The sequence below is a fragment of the Methylobacterium sp. Leaf89 genome (genome assembly GCF_001422215.1).
Taxonomy (GTDB): Bacteria; Pseudomonadota; Alphaproteobacteria; order Rhizobiales; family Beijerinckiaceae; genus Methylobacterium.
On the sequence record NZ_LMML01000029.1, the window covers coordinates 697,033 to 717,547 of the forward strand.

Consider the following 20,515-nt stretch of genomic DNA (forward strand, 5'->3'; position numbering starts at 1 on the left):
CCCCCGCGTCGGCTTTTATTGTCACGGCGCGACGCGGAAGCGCCGCGGCTCAGAAACGTGCCGTCAGGAAGAGGCGGACGTTGCGGCCCGGCAGCAGGATCTCGTCCTTCTTGAACGAGGCCGAGTTGCGGATGTCGTCGTCGAGGAGGTTGCGCCCCTGCAGCCCGAGGGTGACTTCGCTCGCGCCGTAGAGCGCCGGATCGACGGCCTTGGTGTAGCTCACCTCGGCGCGCAGGTCGTTCCAGCCGGGCGTGACCGTTTCGAACGGCGCGATCTCCACGTGGTCGAAGGCGTGCAGCAGGTTCACCCGGGCGAACCAGCCCTCGGTCGCCAGGAACACGCCGCCGCCCAGGCGATGGGGTGGAATGCGTGGCACGTAGGAGCCGTCGTCGAATTGCGCCCGGACGAAGTCGTACTGCGCCTCGAGGCCGGCCCAGCCGTTGCCCACCGGGATCAAGTCGAGCTGCGCGGCGATCTCCGCACCGTAGAAGGTGGCGTTCTGCTGTGCGTAGACGATCTGCCGAAGTTCGTCCCCGCTGCCGCAGGAGGCGAAGTCGTCGCCGCAGCGGTTGCCCGTGTCGCGCTTGTAGATGAAGCCGGTGTAGCGGGTGTAGTAGCCCGTCGCGTCGAGGCGCAGCGGCCCCTGCGCCCGGCGGAGACTCATCTCCACCGTGCGGGCACGCTCGAGCTTCAGGCGGGGATCGCCGATCTCGAAGGTCTCGGTCGCGTCGTGCGGTCCCTGCGAGAACAGCTCGTAGGCCGTGGGCGCCCGCTCCACGTAGGAGCCGTTCACGCTGGCCACGAAGCCGTAGGGCAGGTCTTGCAGGGCGCCGAAGCTGGCGCTCTTGGGCGCGAAGCGGCGCTTGAGGCCGAACGCCAGGGGATCCTGCCCCTCGACCGGCAGGTAGTCGCTCGGGAACTGCACCGCCGTGCTCGCCGAGCGCGTGCCCTCGATGCGCCCGGCCGCCTGGAAACGCAGGCCGTGGCCCACGTCGAGCTGCTCGAAGAGGTAGACCGCGTTCGAGCGCGACTCCGTCGGCGGCAGGAAGCTCTCCCCCTGCGTGTTGAGCACCCGGCGCCCGCTCTGCACGCCGAGGGCGCCCGTCAGCGTCCCCAGGGCGGTGAAGACCGGCACGTGCTGGGCCTCGATGCGCCCCTCGGCCTCCCGGCTCTTGAAGGTGGCCTGGATGCCGTCGATCCCGGTCTCGCCGATGCCCCGCTCGTCGTGCCGGTAGACCGAGCCGCCGGCCCAGAACCGGATCACCTCCAGGGGGCCGTCCAGCGGGCGGTACTCGCCCCGGGCGACGACCCGATCCTGGCGCGGGTCGAGGCGGGTCCGGCTCTCGGCCGCCTCCCCGCCGGGGATCTGGTAGAGCGCGTCGTAGTGGCTGAAGGAGATGCCCACGAAGCCGCGGTCGCCGATGGCCGAGATGCCGACGGAGCCGCCCTGGGATTCGGTGGCCGAGTTGCGCTGGATCCCGCCCGGAATGGCGTAGCTGTCCGTGGCGCTGCGGAAGCCGTCGGCATGGACCGCGATACCGTCCTTGCCGGCATCCACCGTCGCGGCGCCGAGCCGCCCGTTGTCGACGCTGGAGAATCCGGTCGTGACCTGACCGGACACCCCGTTCGCCGGGATGAAGGTCGGGACCCGGTTGTTCTCGGCCGAGACGACGCCGCCGATCGCCCCGGAGCCGTAGCGGAGGGTCGCCGGCCCGCGGATCACCTCGATCCGGTCGCTGACGAGAGGGTTCACCGGAACGGTGTGGTCCTCGCCGAGGTCCGACACGCCGTTGTTGATGACGCCGTTTTCCTGGATGCGCACCCGGGCGTTGTCGAGGCCACGGATGATGGGCCGGCTGGCGGCGCCGGGCGCATAGGTCGAGGAGGAGATGCCGGGGCGGTCGAACAGGGCGTCCCCGAGGGTGCGCGGCTGCTCGCGGGCGATCTGCTGCTGCGTCACCACGGTGACGGGCGAGTAGGTGCTGGTCACCACCGGGAGCACGCCCACCGGGAACGACGCGCCGGCGTCGCCCGCGGCGCCGCCCGCCCCGCGGACGGGCTGGATCGGGCTCGGCGAGGTGACGCTGAGTTCGTCCAGGGTCGCCTGGGCCTGCTGCGCCGCGCCGGCATTCGCCCCGAGGCCGGCTCCCGCCAGGGCCGCGCCGGCCCACACCATCCGCGATCGACGCACCCGCTCACCCCATCACTCAACGTTATAATGTTTCATGATGGGGATGTTATTGTATGACAAGTGCCTGACGGGGCGCGGACCCTCTTCCCGCTCCCCTGTGGCCGGGGCGCATCACCGGCGGCCGGTCCCGGGGCGGCGTCCGTCCGCGCGCCGGGCCGCGTCCCCGTGGCACGTGGTGCGTCGCGGAACCGTGAGCGGGTCGGGTAGATTGCGCAAGCATGTCCGACTTGAACCACCACGACCGGCCGAGCGCCGACGGGCGCCGGGCCGCCGGGGGCCTGCGGGTCACCGTCGACCTGAACCTCTGCCAGGCCTACGCCCAGTGCTGCTACGCGGCCCCCCACCACTTCGTCCTGAAGGGCCGCGAGGCCCTCCACTACGACCCGGCCCCCTCGGCCGCCGCCCGCGACGACATCGAGCGCGCGCGGATCGCCTGTCCGGTGCAGGCCATCCGCGTCGAGGATGCCGGGGCCGACCCGCGATGAGCGACGTCGAGACGCGGATCGTGGTGGTCGGGGCCTCCCTGGCCGGCCTGCGCGGCGCCGAGAGCCTGCGGCAGGCGGGCTTCTGCGGCCCCCTGACCATCATCGGGGCCGAGCCGCACCGCCCCTACGACCGGCCGCCGCTCTCGAAGGCGGTGCTCACCGGGGAGGTCGCGGCCGACGCCACGACGCTGCCGAACCTCGTGGCGCTCGAGGCCGACTGGCGCTTCGGAGACCCGGCCACCGGCCTCGACCGCACCCGGCGGACCGTGACGCTGGCGAGCGGCGAGGTGGTGCCCTACGACCGGCTGCTCATCGCCACCGGGGCCTCCGCGCGTGGCTGGCCGAACGCCGCGGAAGCAGGGCTCGCGGGCGTGCATACCCTGCGGGGCCGCGACGAGGCCGAGGCCCTGCGGCGCGACCTCGCCGCCGGCCCGGCCCACGTGGTCATCATCGGCGGCGGCTTCATCGGCTGCGAGGTGGCGGCCTCGTGCCGGGCCCTCGGTCTGACCGTCACCCTGGTGGAGACCGGGCCGACTCTCCTCGCCAAGGTGCTCGGGCAGCATCTCGGCTCCGTGGTGGAGGCCCTGCATGCCAGCCTCGGCACCACCATCCGCAGCAACGTCAAGGTGGCGGCCCTGGAGGATGACGGGGCCGGCCGCGTGGCGCGGGTCCGCCTCGCCGACGGCACGATCCTCCCGGCCGACGTGGTGGTGGTGGCCCTCGGCGCCGTGCGTAACACGGGCTGGCTCGCCGGCTCGGGCCTCGCCTGCGACGACGGCGGGATCGACTGCGACGCGCAGGGCTACGTCCTCGACGAATCCGAACGGCCCGACACCCGGATCGCGGCGGCCGGCGACGTCGCGCGGTTTCCCCATCCGCTCTATCCGGGCCACCGCATCGCCCTGGAGCACTGGGGCCACGCCGTCGCGCAGGGCCGGCATGCCGGCCGGCTCCTGGCCGGCCTCGCGCCGGAGCCCTACGCCGAGGTGCCCGCCTTCTGGTCGAGCCAGGGCGGTATCACCCTCAAGTCGGTGGGCCTGACCACGGGCGCCGACGGCTTCGTCGTGGCCCGGGGCAGCCTCAAGGAGGGCCGGTTCGTGGCGGTCTACGGCCGGGAGGGCCGCTGCATCGCCGCCGTGGCCTTCGACTGCGCCCGCTGGCTCCCAACCTATGCCGAGCACATCGCCGCGGGGGCGCCGTTCCCGCCCGAGACCGGCGGCGTCGATGCCGGCCCGTTCGCGGTGCTGCCGCCGGCCTTCCCCGAACCCGCCGAGCCCACATCTTCCGAGAAGGACGCGGCATGAGCGACCACACCCTGTTCGCACAGATCAAGGACGAGGCCGCCCGGCCGGACCCGTACCCGCTCTTCGCCCGCCTGCGGGAATGCCCGGTCTCGCGCCAGGCGGACGGCACCTACGTGGCCGCCTCCCACGCGGCGATCGCGAGCCTGCTGCACGACCCGCGGGTGAGCTCCGAGACCCTGCCGCCGGCCGACCGGCCCAAGACCGGCAACCCGCTCAAGGACTGGCTGGTGAAGCCGGTGCGCGACCACATCACCGACACCCACCGGCCCTTCATCTTCCGCGATCCGCCGGACCACGACGCCCTGCGCGCCGCCGTGATGCAGCAGTTCACGCCGCAGCGGGTCCAGGCCCTGCGGGCGCGCTCCCACGTCCTCGTGGACGAGATCCTCGACAGGCTCGGGGACGCGACGGCCATCGATATCGTCGACGACCTCGCCTATCCGCTCCCCGTGACGGTGATCTGCGAACTCCTGGGCATCCCGCCGGCGGACGAGGCGCAGTTCCACGGCTGGGCGACGCAGCTCGCCACCGCCCTCGAACCCGACACCCTGCAGGACGACGACCTGCGCGCCGAGAACAGCCGCACCTTCGATGCCATCTCCGAATACATGCAGGGCCTGATCGCGCAGAAGCGCAAGGACCCGCAGGACGACATGCTGTCGGGCCTGGCCACCGCGCGCGCCGACGGCCACGGGCGCATGAGCGACTTCGACCTCATCGCCACCGCGATCCTGATGCTGGTGGCCGGCCACGAGACCACGGTGAACCTCATCACCAACGGCATGCTGACCCTGCTCCGCCACCCGGAGGAGCTGCGGCGCCTGCGCGAGGACCCGTCCCGCGCCCCCCGCGTCGTGGAGGAGCTGCTGCGCTACGAGCCCCCGGTCCAGTTCCGCACCCGCAAGACCCTGTGCCCGATCACGCAGAACGGCATCACCATCCCGGAGGGGGCCCCCCTCGTCCTGCTGCTCGCCTCCGGCAACCGGGACCCCGAGGTCTATGCCGAGCCCGACCGCTTCGATCCCGACCGGGCCGACAACCGCCATCTCGGCTTCGGGGGCAGCCTGCACTACTGCGTCGGCGCGCCGCTCGCCCGCTTCGAGGTCGAGGCCGCCCTGGTGGCCCTCGCCCGCCGCCTGAAGAACCCGCGCCTGACCGTCGACCCCCCGCCCTACCGGCCGGGCTCGGCCCTGCGCGGCCCGAAGCACCTGCGCCTCGCCATCGACGGCATCGCTCCGTAGGGTCCGGCCGCGCGGAACCATCCTGAAGGTCAGGCGGACCCCGCAAGCAATGCACCTTGCTCAGACAGACTTCTATACTGCTATTTTAACGTAATATTGTTGAATTTAGCCTATTAAAGGTCTCGCGACGTAATCCTACTCAGCGAGACACTGCAATGAAGTTCGGTATTCGGACCCGCCTGTATGCCGGCTTCGGCACGCTGATGCTCCTCATCGCCGGCCTGGGCATCGCATCGCATTACCAGTTCGCCGAACTGTCCGGCCAGTACAAGAACCGCAACCGGATCGAGACGAACACCCGCGACATCTACACGATCACGGGCCTGACCGACCGGCTCATCGCCCAATCCTTCGCATACAGCGCCACGGCCAAGCCGGAGACCCTGGTCGACCTCGATCAGACCCGCCGGAGCATCGTCGAGATCGGCGACCGGGTGACGCGGAACACGGCCTCGGACGAGCGTCGGAAGGTCTACGCCCAATTGCCCGACGGGGGCCGGGACCTGGAGCAGGACGTCGTCCGCCTGGGAGCCAGCGGCGCCGCCCTGGCCGAGGCCCGCACCCGCCTGTTCGACGAGGGCAACGGCCTGACCCGCCTGAACCAAGCCATCCTCCAGGAGATCCGGGCCAACGGCAGCGTGGCGCACCTCATCCAGGCCCAGACCTACGACAGCGCGGTCCTGCTGACGCGGATGTCCGCCTGGCGTTTCCTGACGACCCTGGACCCCAAGGGTCCGACGATCTTCGCGGACTACGCCCAGACGGCCGTGGCCGCCGGCAAGGCGCTGCGGGCCCTCGATCCCGACCCGGCGTCCGCCGCGGCGATCACCCGCGGCGAGGCTGCGTTCGCCAGCTATATCGGCGCCTTCCAGGAGGCCGCCAAGGCCATGGAGGACAGCCGCCGCGATTTCGACGGCATCAAGACGAAGGTCGCCGCCATCGCGGCCGCCGGGGTCCAATCCCGCGCCGTCACCGAGGGGCGGATGAAGGCCGTCGCCGCGACCACCGAGGCGACCGTCGCCTTCGGCGAGCGCCTGCAGCAGGGCCTGATCGCCCTGGCGCTGATCCTGGGCGGCGGCATGGCCGTCCTGATCGCCCGCAGCCTGATCCGCCCGATCGCCGGGATGACCGAGGCCATGACCCGCCTGGCCGCCGGGGAAACGGCGGTCGTCGTGCCGTCGCAGGACGCCACGGACGAGATGGGCGCGATGGCCAAGGCCGTCGACGTCTTCCGCCGGAACGCCATCGCCCGCATCGAACTCGAGGCCCAGCAGGTCTCGGAGCGCTCCGCCCGTCAGCGCCGCGCCGACCGCGTCGACGAGTTGGTCAAGGGGTTCGAACGGACGATCGGCGCCGCCGTGGGGGTCGTCACCGCGGCCTCCACCGAACTCGACGCCACCGCTCGCTCCATGACGGGCGTGGCCGACGCGACGAGTCATCAGGCCCAGGCCTCCAGTGCGGCCGCCGAGCAGACCTCCGCGAACGTGCAGACGGTCGCCTCGGCGGCGGAGGAGATGGTGGCCTCCCTGCGCGAGATCGAGCGTCAGGTGAAGCAGTCGAACACGGTCGCGGCCGCAGCGACGCGGGAGGCCCAGGCGACCGACGTGGCCATGGCCAGCCTGTCGGCCGCCGCCGAGCAGATCGGCGAAGCCGTGACGATGATCTCCAGTATCGCGGGCCAGACCAACCTGCTGGCCCTGAACGCCACTATCGAGGCGGCGCGGGCCGGGGAGGCCGGACGCGGCTTCGCCGTCGTCGCCACGGAGGTCAAGGAACTGGCCGGCCAGACGGCGCGCGCCACGAACGAGATCGGCGGACACATCGCGGCGATCCAGCAGGCCACCGCCCAGGCCGTCACCGCGATCCGCCAGATTGGCCAGACCATCGGGTCGGTCAACAGCATCACGGAAACGATCGCCGCGACCGTGATCGAGCAGACGGCGGCAACCGGAGAAATCTCGCGCAACGCCATCGAGGCCGCCCACGGGACGGAGGACGTCTCGGCGAACGTGGCCCGGGTGCTGGCCTCGGCCGGCGAGACCGGCAGCGCCGCCCAGCAGGTGATGATGGCGGCCGGGGAACTCTCGACCCAGGCCGTGGCCGTCCAGCGCGAGGTCGAGACCTTCCTCGACGCCATCCGGGCCGCCTGACCTCGGCCCGGCGCCGGCTGCGCGACGGTCAGTCCCGCAGCCGCGCCGGCATCCGGCCCGGCTCAGGCCCGGACGTCGAGCGTTCCCATCATGCCGAGATCCTCGTGTTCGAGGATGTGGCAGTGGTACATGCGCGGCCCCGCCATGTCCTGGCGCAGGCGGATGCGGACCGTCTCGCCGGCCGCCACGTTGACGGTGTCCTTCCAGGACCGGAATTCCGGCGTCCGGACCGCGCCGCCCTTCGCGATGTCCACGATCTGGAACTGGGTCCCGTGGACGTGGAACGGATGGTCCATGTCCGACTCGTTGACGATGCTCCAGAATTCGACCTGGCCGACCTTCGAGACCTCGTCGATGCGGCCCATCTCGAAGCTCCGGCCGTTGATCAGGAATCGCATCGCCATGCCGCCGGACGGCGCGGCCGATGCGGGTCCGGGCGGCGCCGTCGCGCCCCGGTCCATACCCGCCATGCCTCCCATGCCCGCCATGCCTCCCTTGCCCGCCATGCCTCCCATGCCCGCCATGCCCTCCGAGCCATCCCGGCCGCTGCCCTGCGTCATGGCTTCCGTGAAGACGAAGCGCCGGGAGACGACCGGCTCGCCGAGCGGTGCGATCCGGTTCAGGACCGGCGGCAGGGGCGGGGAGGCGGCGGCCGGCTGGCCCGACACCCGGGCCGTCAGCAGGACGAGGCCGGCCTCCTTCGGCTCACCCGGCCCCATCCAGCCCCGCGCATAGGGGCGCGTCGTCAGCCGGGCCTCCCCGGGCCGGTCGAAGGTGACGATGAGTTCCACGCGCTCGCCCGGCGTGATCAGCACGGCGTCGACCGGAACCGGCGTCTCCACCAAGCCGCCATCGGTGCCGACGAGGAGCATGCGCGCGCCCTCGAAACCGAGGCGCAGGAACCGGGCATTCGTCGCGTTGACGAGGCGGATGCGGCGCTTCTCCCCCGGCGCTACGGACAGGACCGGGTTCTTCTGCCCGTTGACCAGCACATGGTCGCCGACGCGTCCGTTCATGGCGTCGGCCATGGTGCTCCGGGGCATCGTTCCATCGGCGGCGATCCGCAGATCGGTGAGCATCAGGACGGTGTCGCCGTAGGCGGCCGGAATGGGATCGACCTTCGGCTTGACGAGGAACAGGCCCGCCAGGCCGCGATAGACCTGCTCGGCAGTGAAGCCGTGCGGGTGCGGGTGAAACCAGTAGGTCGCCGCGCTGCCCTCGGGGAGATCGAAGGCGTAGACGCGCTCGTCCCCCGGCGCGACCGGGTTCATCGGGTTGCCGTCCTGATCGGACGGGACCGGCATCCCGTGCCAGTGAATCGTGGAGGGCTGTCCCGGAACGCCGTTCCGGAACCGGATCGCGATCCGGTCGCCCTCCGTCGCCTCGATCACGGGCTGGACGCCGTTATAGAGCAGCACCGGCGTTTCGAGACCCTCCGCGTAGCGCACGACGCCCGGGCCGGCCGTGATCGTCGCGCTGAAGCGGCCGGGAACGGTGGACTGGTTCGGCAGGCGCGGCAGGTCGCGCAGCGGTTGCCCCTGGGGCAGGACGGGCGCCGCCGGCGTTGGGGCGGCAAGTGCACCCTGGCCCGCCATCGTGCCCATGTCGTGCCGCATCTGCGCCGACGCGGGCCGGGACCCGATGAACCCGGCGAGACCCGCCACGAATGTACGCCGCCGCATCCTCAGCCTCTCCCCGGTTCATTCAACCAATCCATGAATCGCCTTATCAGGAATTTATTGGCCAACACCATCCCGAAAGCAGCATTTGTTGTACATTTTACAGTATTGATGCGAAAGTATTGCGCAAGTCTTCGTCATGGTGTCGTTGCGCGCACGGCGACGCCCCTTCGCAGGCGGGACGCCGCGGCGACGCGCAGACGTCCCGCCGAGCGTCGTCGGCGTGTCGTACCAATCCCGAACACCGACGAGACCCTGGACCCCATCGGGGGCGGGCGCGCCTGCCGACGCGCGAAGACACGCGAACAGCACGCGAAACGCGCCGAATGCGGATAAGTCCTGGGACAGATCTTTCCACGCGGTCTCAGCCGGGACCGCGACGCACGGCCTCCGCGAAGGGATCTCGACGGCGCCGATGCGCCCGACAAGATCCCGGACCGCGGCCCCGTGACGAGTGGCCGTGAGGCCCCTAGCCGCCCGCGACCACGACGAGGCGCTGGACCTCGCCGCGCAGGTACGCCTGCAGGAACTTGTCGTAGTCGCGGAACGAGACGCAGCCGTTCGAAGCGCCGCTCGCACCCAGCATGTAGGTGTGGGCGAGGAGGCCGACCCGGCCGTGGATGGCCTCGGGGCCTCCGACGGGGGTGAGACGCAGGGCGCGGACGCCGTGGAACGGCTGCTCGCGCTCGCGGATGTCGTAGGTGCCGAGGGGGGTCGGCCCCCTCATCCGCACATGCGTGTGGCCGGGATTGTCCATGCTCTCGCCCAGCCCCGAATGCGCCTCGAGCTTCTCCCCGTTCGGGAGGGTCACGACCTTGGCGCGAATATCGTAGACCGCGACGCCGCCGGTCGGGCTGGTCGGCACGGCGCTGAGGGCGCGCCGGAAGACGTCGTCGACGGGTTTGGTCTCCAGGGCCGCGTAGGCGAGCCGCGGCGGCTCGGAACTCTCGACGCCGAAGAGCTTCTCGATGAAGGAGCGGGTGTCCTCCGGGGGCGGCGCCGCGCTGGCGGTCCGGGCGGGCGCCGCGCGGGTCGACCGTGCGGAGGGGCGCCCGGCGCGAAATTCCGGGGGCCGCGGCACCGGCAGCGGCACCCACCGCGCCACGAGGGGCGGCTGGGCCGTGGCCGGCTCCGCCATAGCCGTGGGCGCGGTCTCGGGCGCGGCCTCGGGGGTTGCTGTCGTGGCTTCGGCGACGCTCGCGGGCGCCGGGACTTCGGGTGCCACGGGCGCCGGGTCGGCGGACGTCGCGGCGGCGGAGTCGGCAGACCCGTCGGCACCGACCGGGGCCGCTGCCGGCGGGTCCACCGGCGTGACGGCGGCGAGGGTCGGGATCGCGGCCGGCGGACGGGACCAGGCGACGAAACCCGCGATACCGCCGCCGAGGAGGAGGGCCGCGAGGCCCAGGCCTCGGGCGGCGCGACCGGGTCGGGTCGACATGGAACGCTCGGCAGCTTCCGCCATGGTCGGCTCCATCTCCTGCATGGGCCGGCGCGCGTGCCGGGCCTTCGGTCCGGCCCCAGGGCGCGGATGACGGGCGCGCGACTTGCGTCGTCCGTCACGGGGCTATCCGACCCGGTCGACTCGGCGTTTCTGAGGCGGGATTGTGCCGAAACTGGACACATGCTTGTATCCGGCGCGCCTTTATTCGCGGAATCTGCTGAACCTCCGTCGCAAGACTGCCGATCCTGTGTCGCCACACTTTCGTCCGGAATGCGATACCGAGCGCGATTCGTCGATCCTCGCGCCGAGGTCGGATCCCGCTCGGCCCCTCGTCCTGGCGGAACGGCGGCGGATGCCCGCGCGGCAGGCCGGCGCGACGGAGCCGGGGGTCGGCCCCATCCCCTGAGGCACGAACGCCACACCCGCCGCGAAAGATCGAGCGGTCCCGGCAAATCCCTTACCGCCCGCGCCCGGCGCCTTGCCGCCAGCGCAATTGCCGGTGACGCAGGCCGAAACGAGGAGCCCCCGGGCTCCCCACCCGCACCTGCTCGGAACATGACATCGATGCCGCGTTCGCTCCTGTCGACAGCCGCCGTCCTCGCGCTCGCCGCCAGCCTCGGCGCCTGTGCCTCCCAGCGCCTCGAGGGTCCCACGCGCGGCCGGATCGCCCCCGGCCCCCAGGCGGCCCTGGAGCCGGTCGTCCCCGCCATGCCGTCCGGCCCGGTCACCTCGGAGCCGCTGGCCCCGCCGCCGGGCGCCACCGCCGCCCCGGCGGACCTGCCGCCCCCGGTGGGCGCCACCGTGGCCGTCGCCCCCTCGACCCCGGTGATCGCCCCGGAGGCGCCCCCCGTCGCCCCGGCTCCGCCGCCGGTCGTGGCGGGCGGCCGCTCGTCCGTCGTCGGCACCTGGAATGCCAAGGACGCCACCGGCGCGAGCTGCAAGGTCTCCCTGTCGAGCGCTCCGGCCCTGGACCTCTACAAGGCCAGCGCCTCCGGCTGCCCGAACAAGGACCTCTCCAAGGTCACCGCCTGGGATTACCGCGACGGCGAGGTCTACCTCTACCAGCCCGGCGGCACCGTCGCGGCCCGGCTGCGTCAGGGTGGCGGGGCCCTCGACGGCGCGCTGTCGAAATCCGGCGCGTCGCTGGCGATGGTGCGCTGAAACCCGCGCGACCTCGACACGACCCTCTTGGTATACCGCGACGAAAAAGCGGGTCCGCGCGTCACGGATTGACGCGCAGGCCGAGCAGGAACGTGTTCGCGTGGAAGCTCGAACCGGACGAGGTGCTGTCGAGGCGCTGGTAGATGTAGCTCCCGCGCATCGCCAGCCAGCGGTTGAAGCGATAGTCGATCCGCGCCGTCGCCGAGAATCCGCGCTCGGTGATGTTCACCCGGTCATAGTCGTTCGACAGGTAGCTGATGCCGCCGGTCAGCGAGAGATTGCGCAGGAGATCGTGCTGGACTTCCAGCGTCGCGGTTTGTGTCAGGACACCGCTCGAACCGGGCACCGACGTCTCGACGATGCCCGTCGCTCCATTCAGGCGGACCGTGGTGAGCGGACTCGCGCTCCAGATCAGCGCCGCGGTGATGACGGGCGCCGTCAGATCGCGCAGGGCCGGGTCGACATAGCTGCGGTGCTGAAGTCCCGCCGAGATTTCCCCGGTGACGAAGCGGGTCAGGGCAAAGGACGCGCCGCCCGAGAGCGTGATGCCATCGGAATCGCGCCGTATTCCCGATGAGTCGACGCGTAGATCGTAGACGCGCGTGTCGGCCAGGACATCGACGAAGGGCGTGATGACGGGCGAGATCTCGTATCCGGCCCGAAGTTGCAGGCCATACTGGTTCAGGTTGCGATCGCTCTGGCGCAGGATGGTGCCATCCGAGAGCTGCGCATCCTCGAACTCCGAGCGGTCGAGCAACCCCCGCAGCGAAACCTGGACCCGGTTGAAGCGCTCGGAGACGCCGACCGTCGTGCCATAGCTCGCGATCAGCGGCCGGGTCGCCGTCGCGGCCGCCAGGTCCGGCGTGCCAGTGCGTTGTGTTTCCAGGAGAAATCGGCCTTCGACCTCGATCCGCGTGTCGCGGTTCGCGTCGATCCGCAGCCGCGTCACGCCGGCTCCGTTCGGCCGGCTGGCTCCCTGATTGTCCGGATAATCGACGTAGCCCCCCCGCAGGTCGCCGGTGAGCTCGCTCGACGACCAGTCGCTCCGGAAGCTCAATTCGCCATCGGTCCGCAGCGCCAGCGACGGCTTGGCCAGCCGATTCGTGATCTGGTCGGGGTTGGTGTCATAGCCGATGCTCTGCTGGATCGCAGGCAGGATCGTGAAGGTGCCGACCTTGATCCCGAGCGGCGCGTAGGCCTCGTCGATGGTGATCGGCCGCCGAAGGGCCGTCGAGAGAAAGAAGCCCGGCGTCTGGACACCCGCGAGCGGCAGCACCGTCGGCAACGGAACGCCGCTCACGGCACTGCGCACCACCGGCGTGAGACGCAGATCGTAAGGCGGCACTTGCGTGATCGATCGGACCGGCCGGACCGTCGCGCTCCCGAAGCGGCGCGGCGGGATCGCCCTGAGCCGCAGGAGATTCGTCAGTCCGCGATTGTTGGGCCCATTCGTCCCGCCGGAGGCGAGAACGCTGCCGGATCGGCTTCCGGCCAGCGCACGGGTGGCCAGTCCTCCGCTGCCTGACGTCTCTCCGCCGGTCGCAGAGCCGTTGCTGTTCAGAACCCCGCTGCCCGAGACGGCACTGCCCCGCAGGCCCGCGCCCAGCGGCAGGACGTCGCCCACGGCCGGCGCTCCGAAGGTACTATCGGGCGCACCGGAGGGAAGCGCCTGAGCCCGGGCAAGGGACGGAAGCGTGAGGGCAGCGATCAGGGCAAAGCCACGAAGACCTTGGCTCTGCCATCCTGCGATCGGCCCTGCGCATGTCACGGATTGACGTCTTTCCGCTGACCTTGACGCCGAAGACGGCGCTTCGAGACCTGGACCGCCTGCGGATGCGCGAGACGGACGACGCCAGACCGTCTTTCAAGGGAAGACGCCCCGACCTCATGGTTAACAGGCCTACAAACAGTGCGCTTGCAATTACCGCTAAACTCAGAGTTGAGCCGCTGCAACCTTGGCGTTCCGTTCGTATTCCCTAACCTCCGTTCACTTTAGTAAAGCGATAGGGTTAGCGGTGCGTTAACGGCGGGATGGAGTGAACAAGAGCGAACTCAAAAGAATGCAGGCACAGAGCAGATTTCTTTCCTAAGCGGCTCGCTCTGGAAGGAGAAAGACAGTCTACTGATCTTGCGGCAACGCAATGGAGTAGACAATGTGCAACGTTAATGCAGTTGAATTGGTAGGACGCAGCCGCAAGGGCGTCTTTAAGCCGGTACAGAATACTAGCGCGGATGCTCTGACTGTGTGGGGTGAGATCGACGTGCACGCTTTTCGCAGAGTGTTTCCCAGTGCCAGGGCCTGGAGGGCATGGCGGGCAATGCAGCGCAGCAACATCGAGGTGCTGGGCATGCAGAGCGGGGAGGCGCTGTGATGCAGTTGATCGATGACGCCTCGCGCGAACTACTGCTGGCCAATGGCCGCAACCGGGATCAGGACCACGCCCCGGTGATCAAGGTGTTCAACCCCACGGGTGGCCAAACCTGGCTGCTCTCGGAGTTGGACCCCACGGACAACGACACCCTGTTCGGGCTGTGTGACCTCGGCATGGGTTCGCCTGAACTCGGATATGTCAGCCTCTCAGAATTAGTGGACCTCAGCACCATGCTGCTGATCCCACTTGAGCGCGATCTGCGCTTCCGAAGCGCAGCACCGATGAGCGTGTACGCGCGCTTTGCCAGCGTGGCGGGACGCATCATCGAGATTGGCCGAACACCCAACATGTACCCCGAAGGCTAGCACCCAGGGCATGTGAGAAAGGCGCTGCTTGAGGGCAGCGCCTTTCCTACCTGCTCGCGCCAGCAACCCTTCACTAATAGTGAAGCAAGGGTAAACGCTACAGCCTGCAAAACACCGCTTGACCCGCGCGATGACTGTTGGCAAAACATTTCTCGTCTGAAGCAGGAGTGTCTGCGACCGAATTGAGAGAGCGCCAAGCAAGTGCTGCGGCACCTGTGAGGAAGATCGACGTGTTGGACTGTCAACACAGCGCCCGTGGCTGCCGGGTTACGCAGCAAGTTCTCTCAAAGGTGTAGGTCAATGACGAATACGAATGTTTCGGAAAGTGCTCCGCTGTTCGCAGGGGAGGGCTCGCCTCTAAATTTGGAGGCCGAGGTTGCTCGGATCAATGGTCTGGCAGCGGAGGTCCAAGAAGCAGAGGAGGAAGGTCATCGTCGCACTTATCGGCGAATTGCCGCCATGCTGGGGTTCGTGGAGCGGGTTCACAACAACACGCTGTACGCCGAGGCATGGAGCAAGATGCTGGTGGAGCGTAAGATCCCCAAGCCGGGCAAGGGCACGAACGAATTCAACCAGTACGTGACGATGCTGGGAGGTTCTTTCGCTGACGTGCCCAGCAAGAAAAAGGGTGAAGAAGGAAAGTTAGTCACTCGGTGGGTGCGCGACCGGTCATGCGAGAAATACTCGAAGGTCATTCGCTGGTGCTTTGAGAATGACGTCAAGAGCGATGTGGCCGCAGACCGCATCGAAAACTTCGTCGATCCCGACGCTCCGGGTAAAAACGCGATGCGCGGCATCGAACTAGCCGACGCGCGGAAATACCCTAGCACGCCACGGGTGAGCAAGTTGAAGACGGCAGAAGAAGAGGCTGTTCGGGAAGCCGAGGGTCTTGGTGAACTGCCGGTGGAATTGGGTGCCCATGTGAAGTCCCACAGGGGTTACTCGGTCCTCATCGTTCGCCACGACGAAGACCGCCTCGTTGTTCTTGGTGACGCGGGTCTTTCCGCTAATCAGGTCATTGATGCGGTCAAGCGTGGAAAGAAGGGTGGTTTCACGACGAAAGCGGCACGATGAGTGCCGACAACGTCAGGCTTGCTTGAAGGCGCAGCGGGCGGATCGCTGAAAAGGCGAACACCGCCGCTGCTGACTGACTACCATGATGACCATAGACAAGGGCTGTGCTGGGGAACCGGCACAGCCCTTCTGGTTTGCGTGTCCCCACGGCCAGCGCTCGGTATTAGTGGAAGCCCTCAGGGCTTGGGCACAGCCACATGCTCGATGGGGCCTTCGCCTAGCAGGGCGTTCACCTCGTCGATGATTTTGTTGAGCGCGCGAAGTTGCTTGAGGGTGAAATCTGCGCCCTTGCGCTGCGGGATCACCGGGTGCTGCTGCGCCAGTTTTTCGCGAAGGCCTTCAATAACTTCGCCCTGCGTTTGGCGGGCCTGATTGCGCCGGCCATACAACCCGCTGGCCTTGTCCATGACTGCTCGCAGCGGTGAGCGGAAGTCCCAAAGGGTCTGGATCACTGAGCGCACATAGGCGTGGTCGGCATCGCTGAGCCGGGCGTACTCGACATCTTTGCCGTACGCGCTGGGCTTGGTGACCACGTGGCTGCTGATGCGTGCCACGATCATCGCCTTGGTGTGGGGCTGATTGGCTGGCGGCTGATCGGCTGGTGGGAACTCGAATAGATCGGTCATCTCGTTTCTCCGTTTTTTTCTTATTGATTGGCAGTCACTTAGCGGCGCGCTTGGCGGCCCAATAGGCTTGCATTGCCTGCGAACGCTTGGCGTTGCTCTCGGCGCTTTGAGGGCGGTTGCGTAGGGCAGCAGCAATGGCAGCGCTGTGCTCGGGCGAGCGCGTGCGCCCCCTGCGGGTGGCGCTCATCTTGGCCCTGGTTTCGTCGGTGTGCTTGGTTCCGCGTCGCATTGCTTGTCTCCTGCAAATTTGTTCCTCAAATGTATTTATTAAAGTGGACACAAATCAGCGCGATTTGGCATAGTAGAGCCATAAGACGCGCTCTTTGACATAGTAGACATAAATATAATGACACGCAGGGCTGCCAGTCAGCATTGTGTGTGCGGAGCAATGCACGACAATCATATTGCTCACGGATACAGGGAAGTGTATGAATAAGAGTGCAACGGCAACGTTGCCTTACTTCCTTGTTGTCCGAGAGAATGGTCGTGCGTTCTCTCGGACTTTCTATTTCAAACAAGGAAGAACAAGAAAATGACAAGCACGACAGACAACACCGTTTCAACCGTTCCAACGATGTATGACTTCAAACAGGAGGTCATGCGCGACCGGGCTACGGCACAGCCCAAGAGGGCAATTCACTGGCTGCAAAGCGCCGTGGACCTCGATTTCAGCGAAGATGATGTCGAGGAGTTGGCCGACTTCCTCAAAGGCCTTGGCCTCAAAGTGAACAGCCGAGTGATCCCCACGCTGTTCAAGAACAAGCAAATCCGTGACGAACTGGGTTCTCTGCCGGAAACCTACGAGGAATTGGCCGCCACGTTCGCCAGTCGTCAGGAGTGGGAATGCGAGTTGTTCAAAATCCGGGTGCGCGTGGCGCATGCGGGCGAAGCGTGGTTCACCGACACTGGCAGCAGCATCGCCAATCCCAGCACCATCAGCAACAAGGACGCTTTCACTCAGTTGTACCTGTGGAGCAGCAACAACCGCTTCATGGACAACCACAAAAGCCTTGCCATGGCTTTTGATCAGTGGCGTCAGAAGCAGCGCCAGTTGCGCCTACAGAAGTTGTACAACGACATCAAGTTCATCCGCAGGCAGGATGATCTCTGGCATCAGTTTGCCAGCATGATCACCGCTGATCCCTCGCGAGTGCATCTCACCGTGGCGGTGTTGCAGAGTTTCATCTGGCAGACCAAGCGCAAGATGAACAGCCAGAGCATCACCAATCACATGCTGCCCATCGTGGGCGGCAAAACGGGCAACGGCAAGAGCGTGACAGTTCGCAAACTGCTGAACGTGCTGGGCGAGGATGCATGGACCAACGGCAACTTCAGCGAAATCGAAGATGCCAACAACGTGGACAAGTTCACATGGACCCCGGTGGTGTTCATGGACGAGATGGAAAAGAGCAACAAGGCTGACCAGAACGCCATCAAGCGCTTCCTCACGCAGGACAGCATCTCGTATCGCGTGTTCCACACGCAGAGCCACGATGAAGCCCGCATCATCAGCACCTTCATCGGCACCAGCAACGAGCAGATGCAGGACATCATCCCGGACACCACCAGCAGCCGACGCTTCTGGTACATCCGCACCCCGGATGACATGAAGAAGAATTGGCAGGCGCTGGGCAGCATCGACTACATGGCCCTGTGGACCAGCGTGAACGAAGCCAAAGAGAACCCCATCACGCAGTTCCTCGATGAGATTGAGGCCATCCAGCACAACGAACAGCGCCGCAAGACCAGCATCGAACTGTGGCTTGAGAACCAGAAAGAGCAGCCGGAAAAGAACCTCACGCCTTCGGCTTGGTATCTCGAATACGTGGAGTGGGAGCGTACCTACAACCCCACCACGGCTGGCAAGATCACTGCTGCCAAGTTCAGCCGTGACATGCAGGCGCTGGCCGACAGTGGCGCCTACGAGCGCATCAAGGAGCCCGGCAATACGAGGGCATTCCGGTTGGGTGTGCCGGGTATGGCCAACAACGTGGTAAGCCTACGTGAGAAGTTGGCCAGACGCTGATTGCCGTATTGGCGTATAATTGCCGTATAGCCCCGAGCACGCAAAATCGTCGTTTTGGCCCCCAGAACGCACGTTTTGCGTGCTTTTTCTTTCTTTTCTCTCTCTTCTATACACCTATACAGCAAATACATTAAAATTTGGGTATGTATGGAAGTGAGATTATAATTGGCTTCTTTTCTAATATCTCTACGCCAATTCGTGTATAGCGTATAGCCACTCGTTTCTGGCTGCGCCCACCTCTTGTACGGCAACAAGCAGGCCGAGTGACATCGCGTTATTTTTATATACTTGTCTCGGCCATCAAGAATGTAAGGTTGCGGCAAGGCGCAACGCACCACCAAGGAGCACACATGTACTACAAGGACTACCTGAACGCCATGGATGACTACGACGCCATCGCACTTGAAGTTGCGCTGGAGCGCCTGGACAAGCGCAAACTCACCCCATTTGAGCGAGAGTTCGTGGAGGACATTCGGGCAAATGCGCTGCCAGCGCGAGCCACGTCCGACAAGCAAGACGCTGTGCTCAACCAAATCCTCTACAGCCAGCGCATCTCACCCAACGACCCATGGGCCCGGCGAGACGTAGAGCGTCGCTACCAGCAGTGGGAGCAAACACCACCCCGGCCACGCCCAGTTCCAAGGTTTCGCGGCAGTCTCGGCATCAGCCGATAGGCTAGCACCAGCACAGGCATAATGATCATGCCGGGTAAATACCGGCATGAAGACAAACATTGCCGGACTTTCACTCATTAAGAGTTTCGAGGGCTGCGAACTGGCAGCCTACAAGTGCCCCGCTGGGGTACTCACTATCGGCTACGGCCACACTGGCACGGACGTTAAGCCCGGTCAGGTAATCACGGCTCATCGCGCGGAAGAACTGCTGCAAGGGGACCTCGCCCGGTTCGAGCGGGCTGTTGAGGCTTCACTAAAAGTGAGCGTAACGCCCAACCAGTTCGCCGCGCTGGTTAGCCTCGCCTACAACATCGGCGGTGCAGCGCTGGCCCGGAGCACGCTCATCAAGCGGCTCAACGCAGGCAAGACCCAAGAGGCAGCGGATCAGTTCCTGGCCTGGAACAAGGCAGGCGGCAAGGTTCTCAAGGGCTTGGCTCGTCGCAGGGAAGCAGAGCGCGCTCTGTTCCTGCATCCGTAATGGCTGGCTACCGCAATCGGCTAGAGGCTCGGGTAGGTGCATCGCTGCCACCCGAGTACGCCTACGAGAGCACCTACCTCCGCTACACGCTGGCCCATCGCTATTTGCCGGACTTCATCGACACTGAGGCTCGTCGCATCGTGGAAGTGAAGGGCAGGTTCCCTGCCAGCGACCGAGCCAAGATGAAGGCCATCCGGCTGCAACACCCGGACTACAGCATCGAGATACGTTTCCAGAACCCACAAACGAAAATCGCAAAGAACAGCCGCACCACGTATGCAGACTGGTGTGAGAAGAACGGGATTGCGTGGAGCAAGGCTTAGTGACTACCAGCAACACCAGAGAAAAGATGATTGCCAGCAACTACCAGAACCGCAAGACCCACTGCAAACAGCATGGCGTGCCGTTCTCGATCACCAAGGATGAGTGGCTGGCCGCTTGGAGTAGCCACCCCCAGCGAGAGGGCAGCGGCTATGTGGTCAAGCGGGACGAGGCAGGGGAATGGGTTGCCAGCAACATCTGCTTCAAGCCCATGAAGGCCAAAGCCCCCAACACTCCAAGGCCCACAACTGTGCGCACGCTAACTGTGCGGCAATGGGCGCGTGAGATGAGGGCTCAAAGATAAATAGAATGCAACGAGTTGTGCCGTTGCAGACATTGGTAAATCTCCGTAGGTCGGTGGAAAAGCCCTGGTTAACTTCAGGGCTTTTTCCTATTTCCGCCCCGCACGCCGCTATCTTGCGCCCTCGTGCGCAACCGCACTCTGCCTGCGGCAGAGGCAAATGATTATGGATTGAGCAGCGAGAGATGGCCGTCTGCCTTGATGTACGTCGAAGTTTGCATCAAGGATAATCATGTTGGTTGGAAAACTTGCAATTTGTTCCATGATCATGGGGGTTCTTATGGTCGGTCCGGCGATGGCTCAAAAGGCAGGTGTTAAGAAGAATAAGCGGTACGCACCACGGATCGAGGCGGTTCAGCCCAAGGCCTTGCGCAGTGATGCTGATCGTCAGCGCGACCCCCTGGGCATCATCCAGCGACAGGGCATCAGCAGCCTGTATGGGGGCATGGGCAACATGGGCGGTGGCTCCGGTCGGAGCGCCAACACTGGGGTTGGCTTGGGAGCCCACGGCAATAGCCAAGGGCCTCGCTTTTAAGGCCGATCAAGAGCATCCTCGCTGCACCCAACGAAGTGGTGGTCCTAATGATTTGGGCAACGAGAATAATTGATGCTGGCGAGGATGCCTA

General features: G+C 66.4%; 18 protein-coding genes. 12 read left to right on the forward strand and 6 right to left on the reverse strand.

The window, feature by feature from the left end; translation table 11 throughout:
• Positions 1 to 49: 49 nt before the first annotated feature.
• Entirely contained in the window at positions 50 to 2,176 is a 2,127-nt protein-coding gene (locus tag ASF18_RS18655) for a TonB-dependent receptor (RefSeq protein WP_056272657.1), read from the reverse strand.
• Positions 2,177 to 2,409: 233 nt separating this feature from the next.
• Here ASF18_RS18655 and ASF18_RS18660 point away from each other — a divergent pair, with 233 nt between their 5' ends.
• From ASF18_RS18660 to ASF18_RS18675, 4 genes are all read left to right on the forward strand, one after another.
• A complete protein-coding gene (locus ASF18_RS18660) occupies positions 2,410 to 2,676 on the forward strand; it encodes a ferredoxin (protein ID WP_056211143.1) in 267 nt (88 codons plus the stop codon).
• A complete protein-coding gene (locus ASF18_RS18665) occupies positions 2,673 to 3,980 on the forward strand; it encodes an FAD-dependent oxidoreductase (protein ID WP_056353876.1) in 1,308 nt (435 codons plus the stop codon). Before ASF18_RS18660 ends, ASF18_RS18665 begins: the two co-directional genes overlap by 4 nt.
• Positions 3,977 to 5,221 (forward strand): cytochrome P450, encoded by a 1,245-nt coding sequence (locus ASF18_RS18670; RefSeq protein ID WP_056353879.1) that lies wholly within the window; start codon positions 3,977 to 3,979, stop codon positions 5,219 to 5,221. The genes ASF18_RS18665 and ASF18_RS18670 overlap by 4 nt, the downstream gene beginning before the upstream one ends.
• Positions 5,222 to 5,376: 155 nt before the next feature.
• Entirely contained in the window at positions 5,377 to 7,371 is a 1,995-nt protein-coding gene (locus ASF18_RS18675) for a methyl-accepting chemotaxis protein (RefSeq protein WP_056353882.1), read from the forward strand.
• Between the two features lie 62 nt (positions 7,372 to 7,433).
• On the opposite strand, the gene ASF18_RS18680 is transcribed toward ASF18_RS18675, so the two are convergent.
• Both ASF18_RS18680 and ASF18_RS18685 read right to left on the reverse strand, forming a co-directional pair.
• Entirely contained in the window at positions 7,434 to 9,053 is a 1,620-nt protein-coding gene (locus ASF18_RS18680) for a multicopper oxidase family protein (RefSeq protein WP_056353884.1), read from the reverse strand.
• A 466-nt stretch (positions 9,054 to 9,519) separates the two neighbouring features.
• On the reverse strand, positions 9,520 to 10,488 hold the full coding sequence (locus ASF18_RS18685; protein WP_056354548.1) for a DUF2778 domain-containing protein: 969 nt from the start codon (positions 10,486 to 10,488) through the stop codon (positions 9,520 to 9,522).
• 567 nt (positions 10,489 to 11,055) lie between these two features.
• Between ASF18_RS18685 and ASF18_RS18690 the strand changes: the two genes are divergently transcribed.
• Positions 11,056 to 11,652, forward strand: a complete 597-nt coding sequence (locus ASF18_RS18690) for an AprI/Inh family metalloprotease inhibitor (RefSeq protein WP_056211151.1) — start codon at positions 11,056 to 11,058, stop codon at positions 11,650 to 11,652.
• 61 nt (positions 11,653 to 11,713) lie between these two features.
• On the opposite strand, the gene ASF18_RS18695 is transcribed toward ASF18_RS18690, so the two are convergent.
• On the reverse strand, positions 11,714 to 13,420 hold the full coding sequence (locus ASF18_RS18695; protein WP_082487714.1) for an outer membrane beta-barrel protein: 1,707 nt from the start codon (positions 13,418 to 13,420) through the stop codon (positions 11,714 to 11,716).
• Positions 13,421 to 14,023: 603 nt separating this feature from the next.
• Between ASF18_RS18695 and ASF18_RS18700 the strand changes: the two genes are divergently transcribed.
• Both ASF18_RS18700 and ASF18_RS23855 read left to right on the forward strand, forming a co-directional pair.
• Complete coding sequence (locus ASF18_RS18700) at positions 14,024 to 14,389, forward strand: DUF2958 domain-containing protein (protein WP_056353887.1); 366 nt, start codon at positions 14,024 to 14,026, stop codon at positions 14,387 to 14,389.
• Between the two features lie 300 nt (positions 14,390 to 14,689).
• Positions 14,690 to 15,463: a hypothetical protein gene (locus ASF18_RS23855; RefSeq protein WP_156649940.1), complete on the forward strand. Its 774-nt coding sequence runs from the start codon at positions 14,690 to 14,692 to the stop codon at positions 15,461 to 15,463.
• A gap of 176 nt (positions 15,464 to 15,639) precedes the next feature.
• Here the strand turns inward: ASF18_RS23855 and ASF18_RS18710 are convergent, their stop codons facing one another.
• Positions 15,640 to 16,089, reverse strand: coding sequence for a hypothetical protein (locus ASF18_RS18710; RefSeq protein ID WP_056353892.1), 450 nt, complete (start codon positions 16,087 to 16,089; stop codon positions 15,640 to 15,642).
• Between the two features lie 532 nt (positions 16,090 to 16,621).
• Between ASF18_RS18710 and ASF18_RS18715 the strand changes: the two genes are divergently transcribed.
• From ASF18_RS18715 to ASF18_RS23865, 5 genes are all read left to right on the forward strand, one after another.
• The gene (locus ASF18_RS18715; RefSeq protein WP_082487718.1) at positions 16,622 to 18,115 is read left to right on the forward strand and encodes a VapE domain-containing protein; all 1,494 of its coding nucleotides are present in this window, start codon (positions 16,622 to 16,624) and stop codon (positions 18,113 to 18,115) included.
• 350 nt (positions 18,116 to 18,465) lie between these two features.
• Positions 18,466 to 18,789, forward strand: coding sequence for a hypothetical protein (locus ASF18_RS23860; protein WP_156649944.1), 324 nt, complete (start codon positions 18,466 to 18,468; stop codon positions 18,787 to 18,789).
• Between the two features lie 46 nt (positions 18,790 to 18,835).
• Entirely contained in the window at positions 18,836 to 19,267 is a 432-nt protein-coding gene (locus ASF18_RS18720; protein ID WP_056353898.1) for a lysozyme, read from the forward strand.
• A complete protein-coding gene (locus ASF18_RS18725; RefSeq protein WP_056353902.1) occupies positions 19,267 to 19,590 on the forward strand; it encodes an endodeoxyribonuclease in 324 nt (107 codons plus the stop codon). The genes ASF18_RS18720 and ASF18_RS18725 overlap by 1 nt, the downstream gene beginning before the upstream one ends.
• A complete protein-coding gene (locus tag ASF18_RS23865; RefSeq protein WP_156649946.1) occupies positions 19,590 to 19,892 on the forward strand; it encodes a hypothetical protein in 303 nt (100 codons plus the stop codon). Before ASF18_RS18725 ends, ASF18_RS23865 begins: the two co-directional genes overlap by 1 nt.
• 217 nt (positions 19,893 to 20,109) lie before the next feature.
• On the opposite strand, the gene ASF18_RS23870 is transcribed toward ASF18_RS23865, so the two are convergent.
• The gene (locus tag ASF18_RS23870; RefSeq protein WP_156649950.1) at positions 20,110 to 20,409 is read right to left on the reverse strand and encodes a hypothetical protein; all 300 of its coding nucleotides are present in this window, start codon (positions 20,407 to 20,409) and stop codon (positions 20,110 to 20,112) included.
• Positions 20,410 to 20,515: the final 106 nt, after the last annotated feature.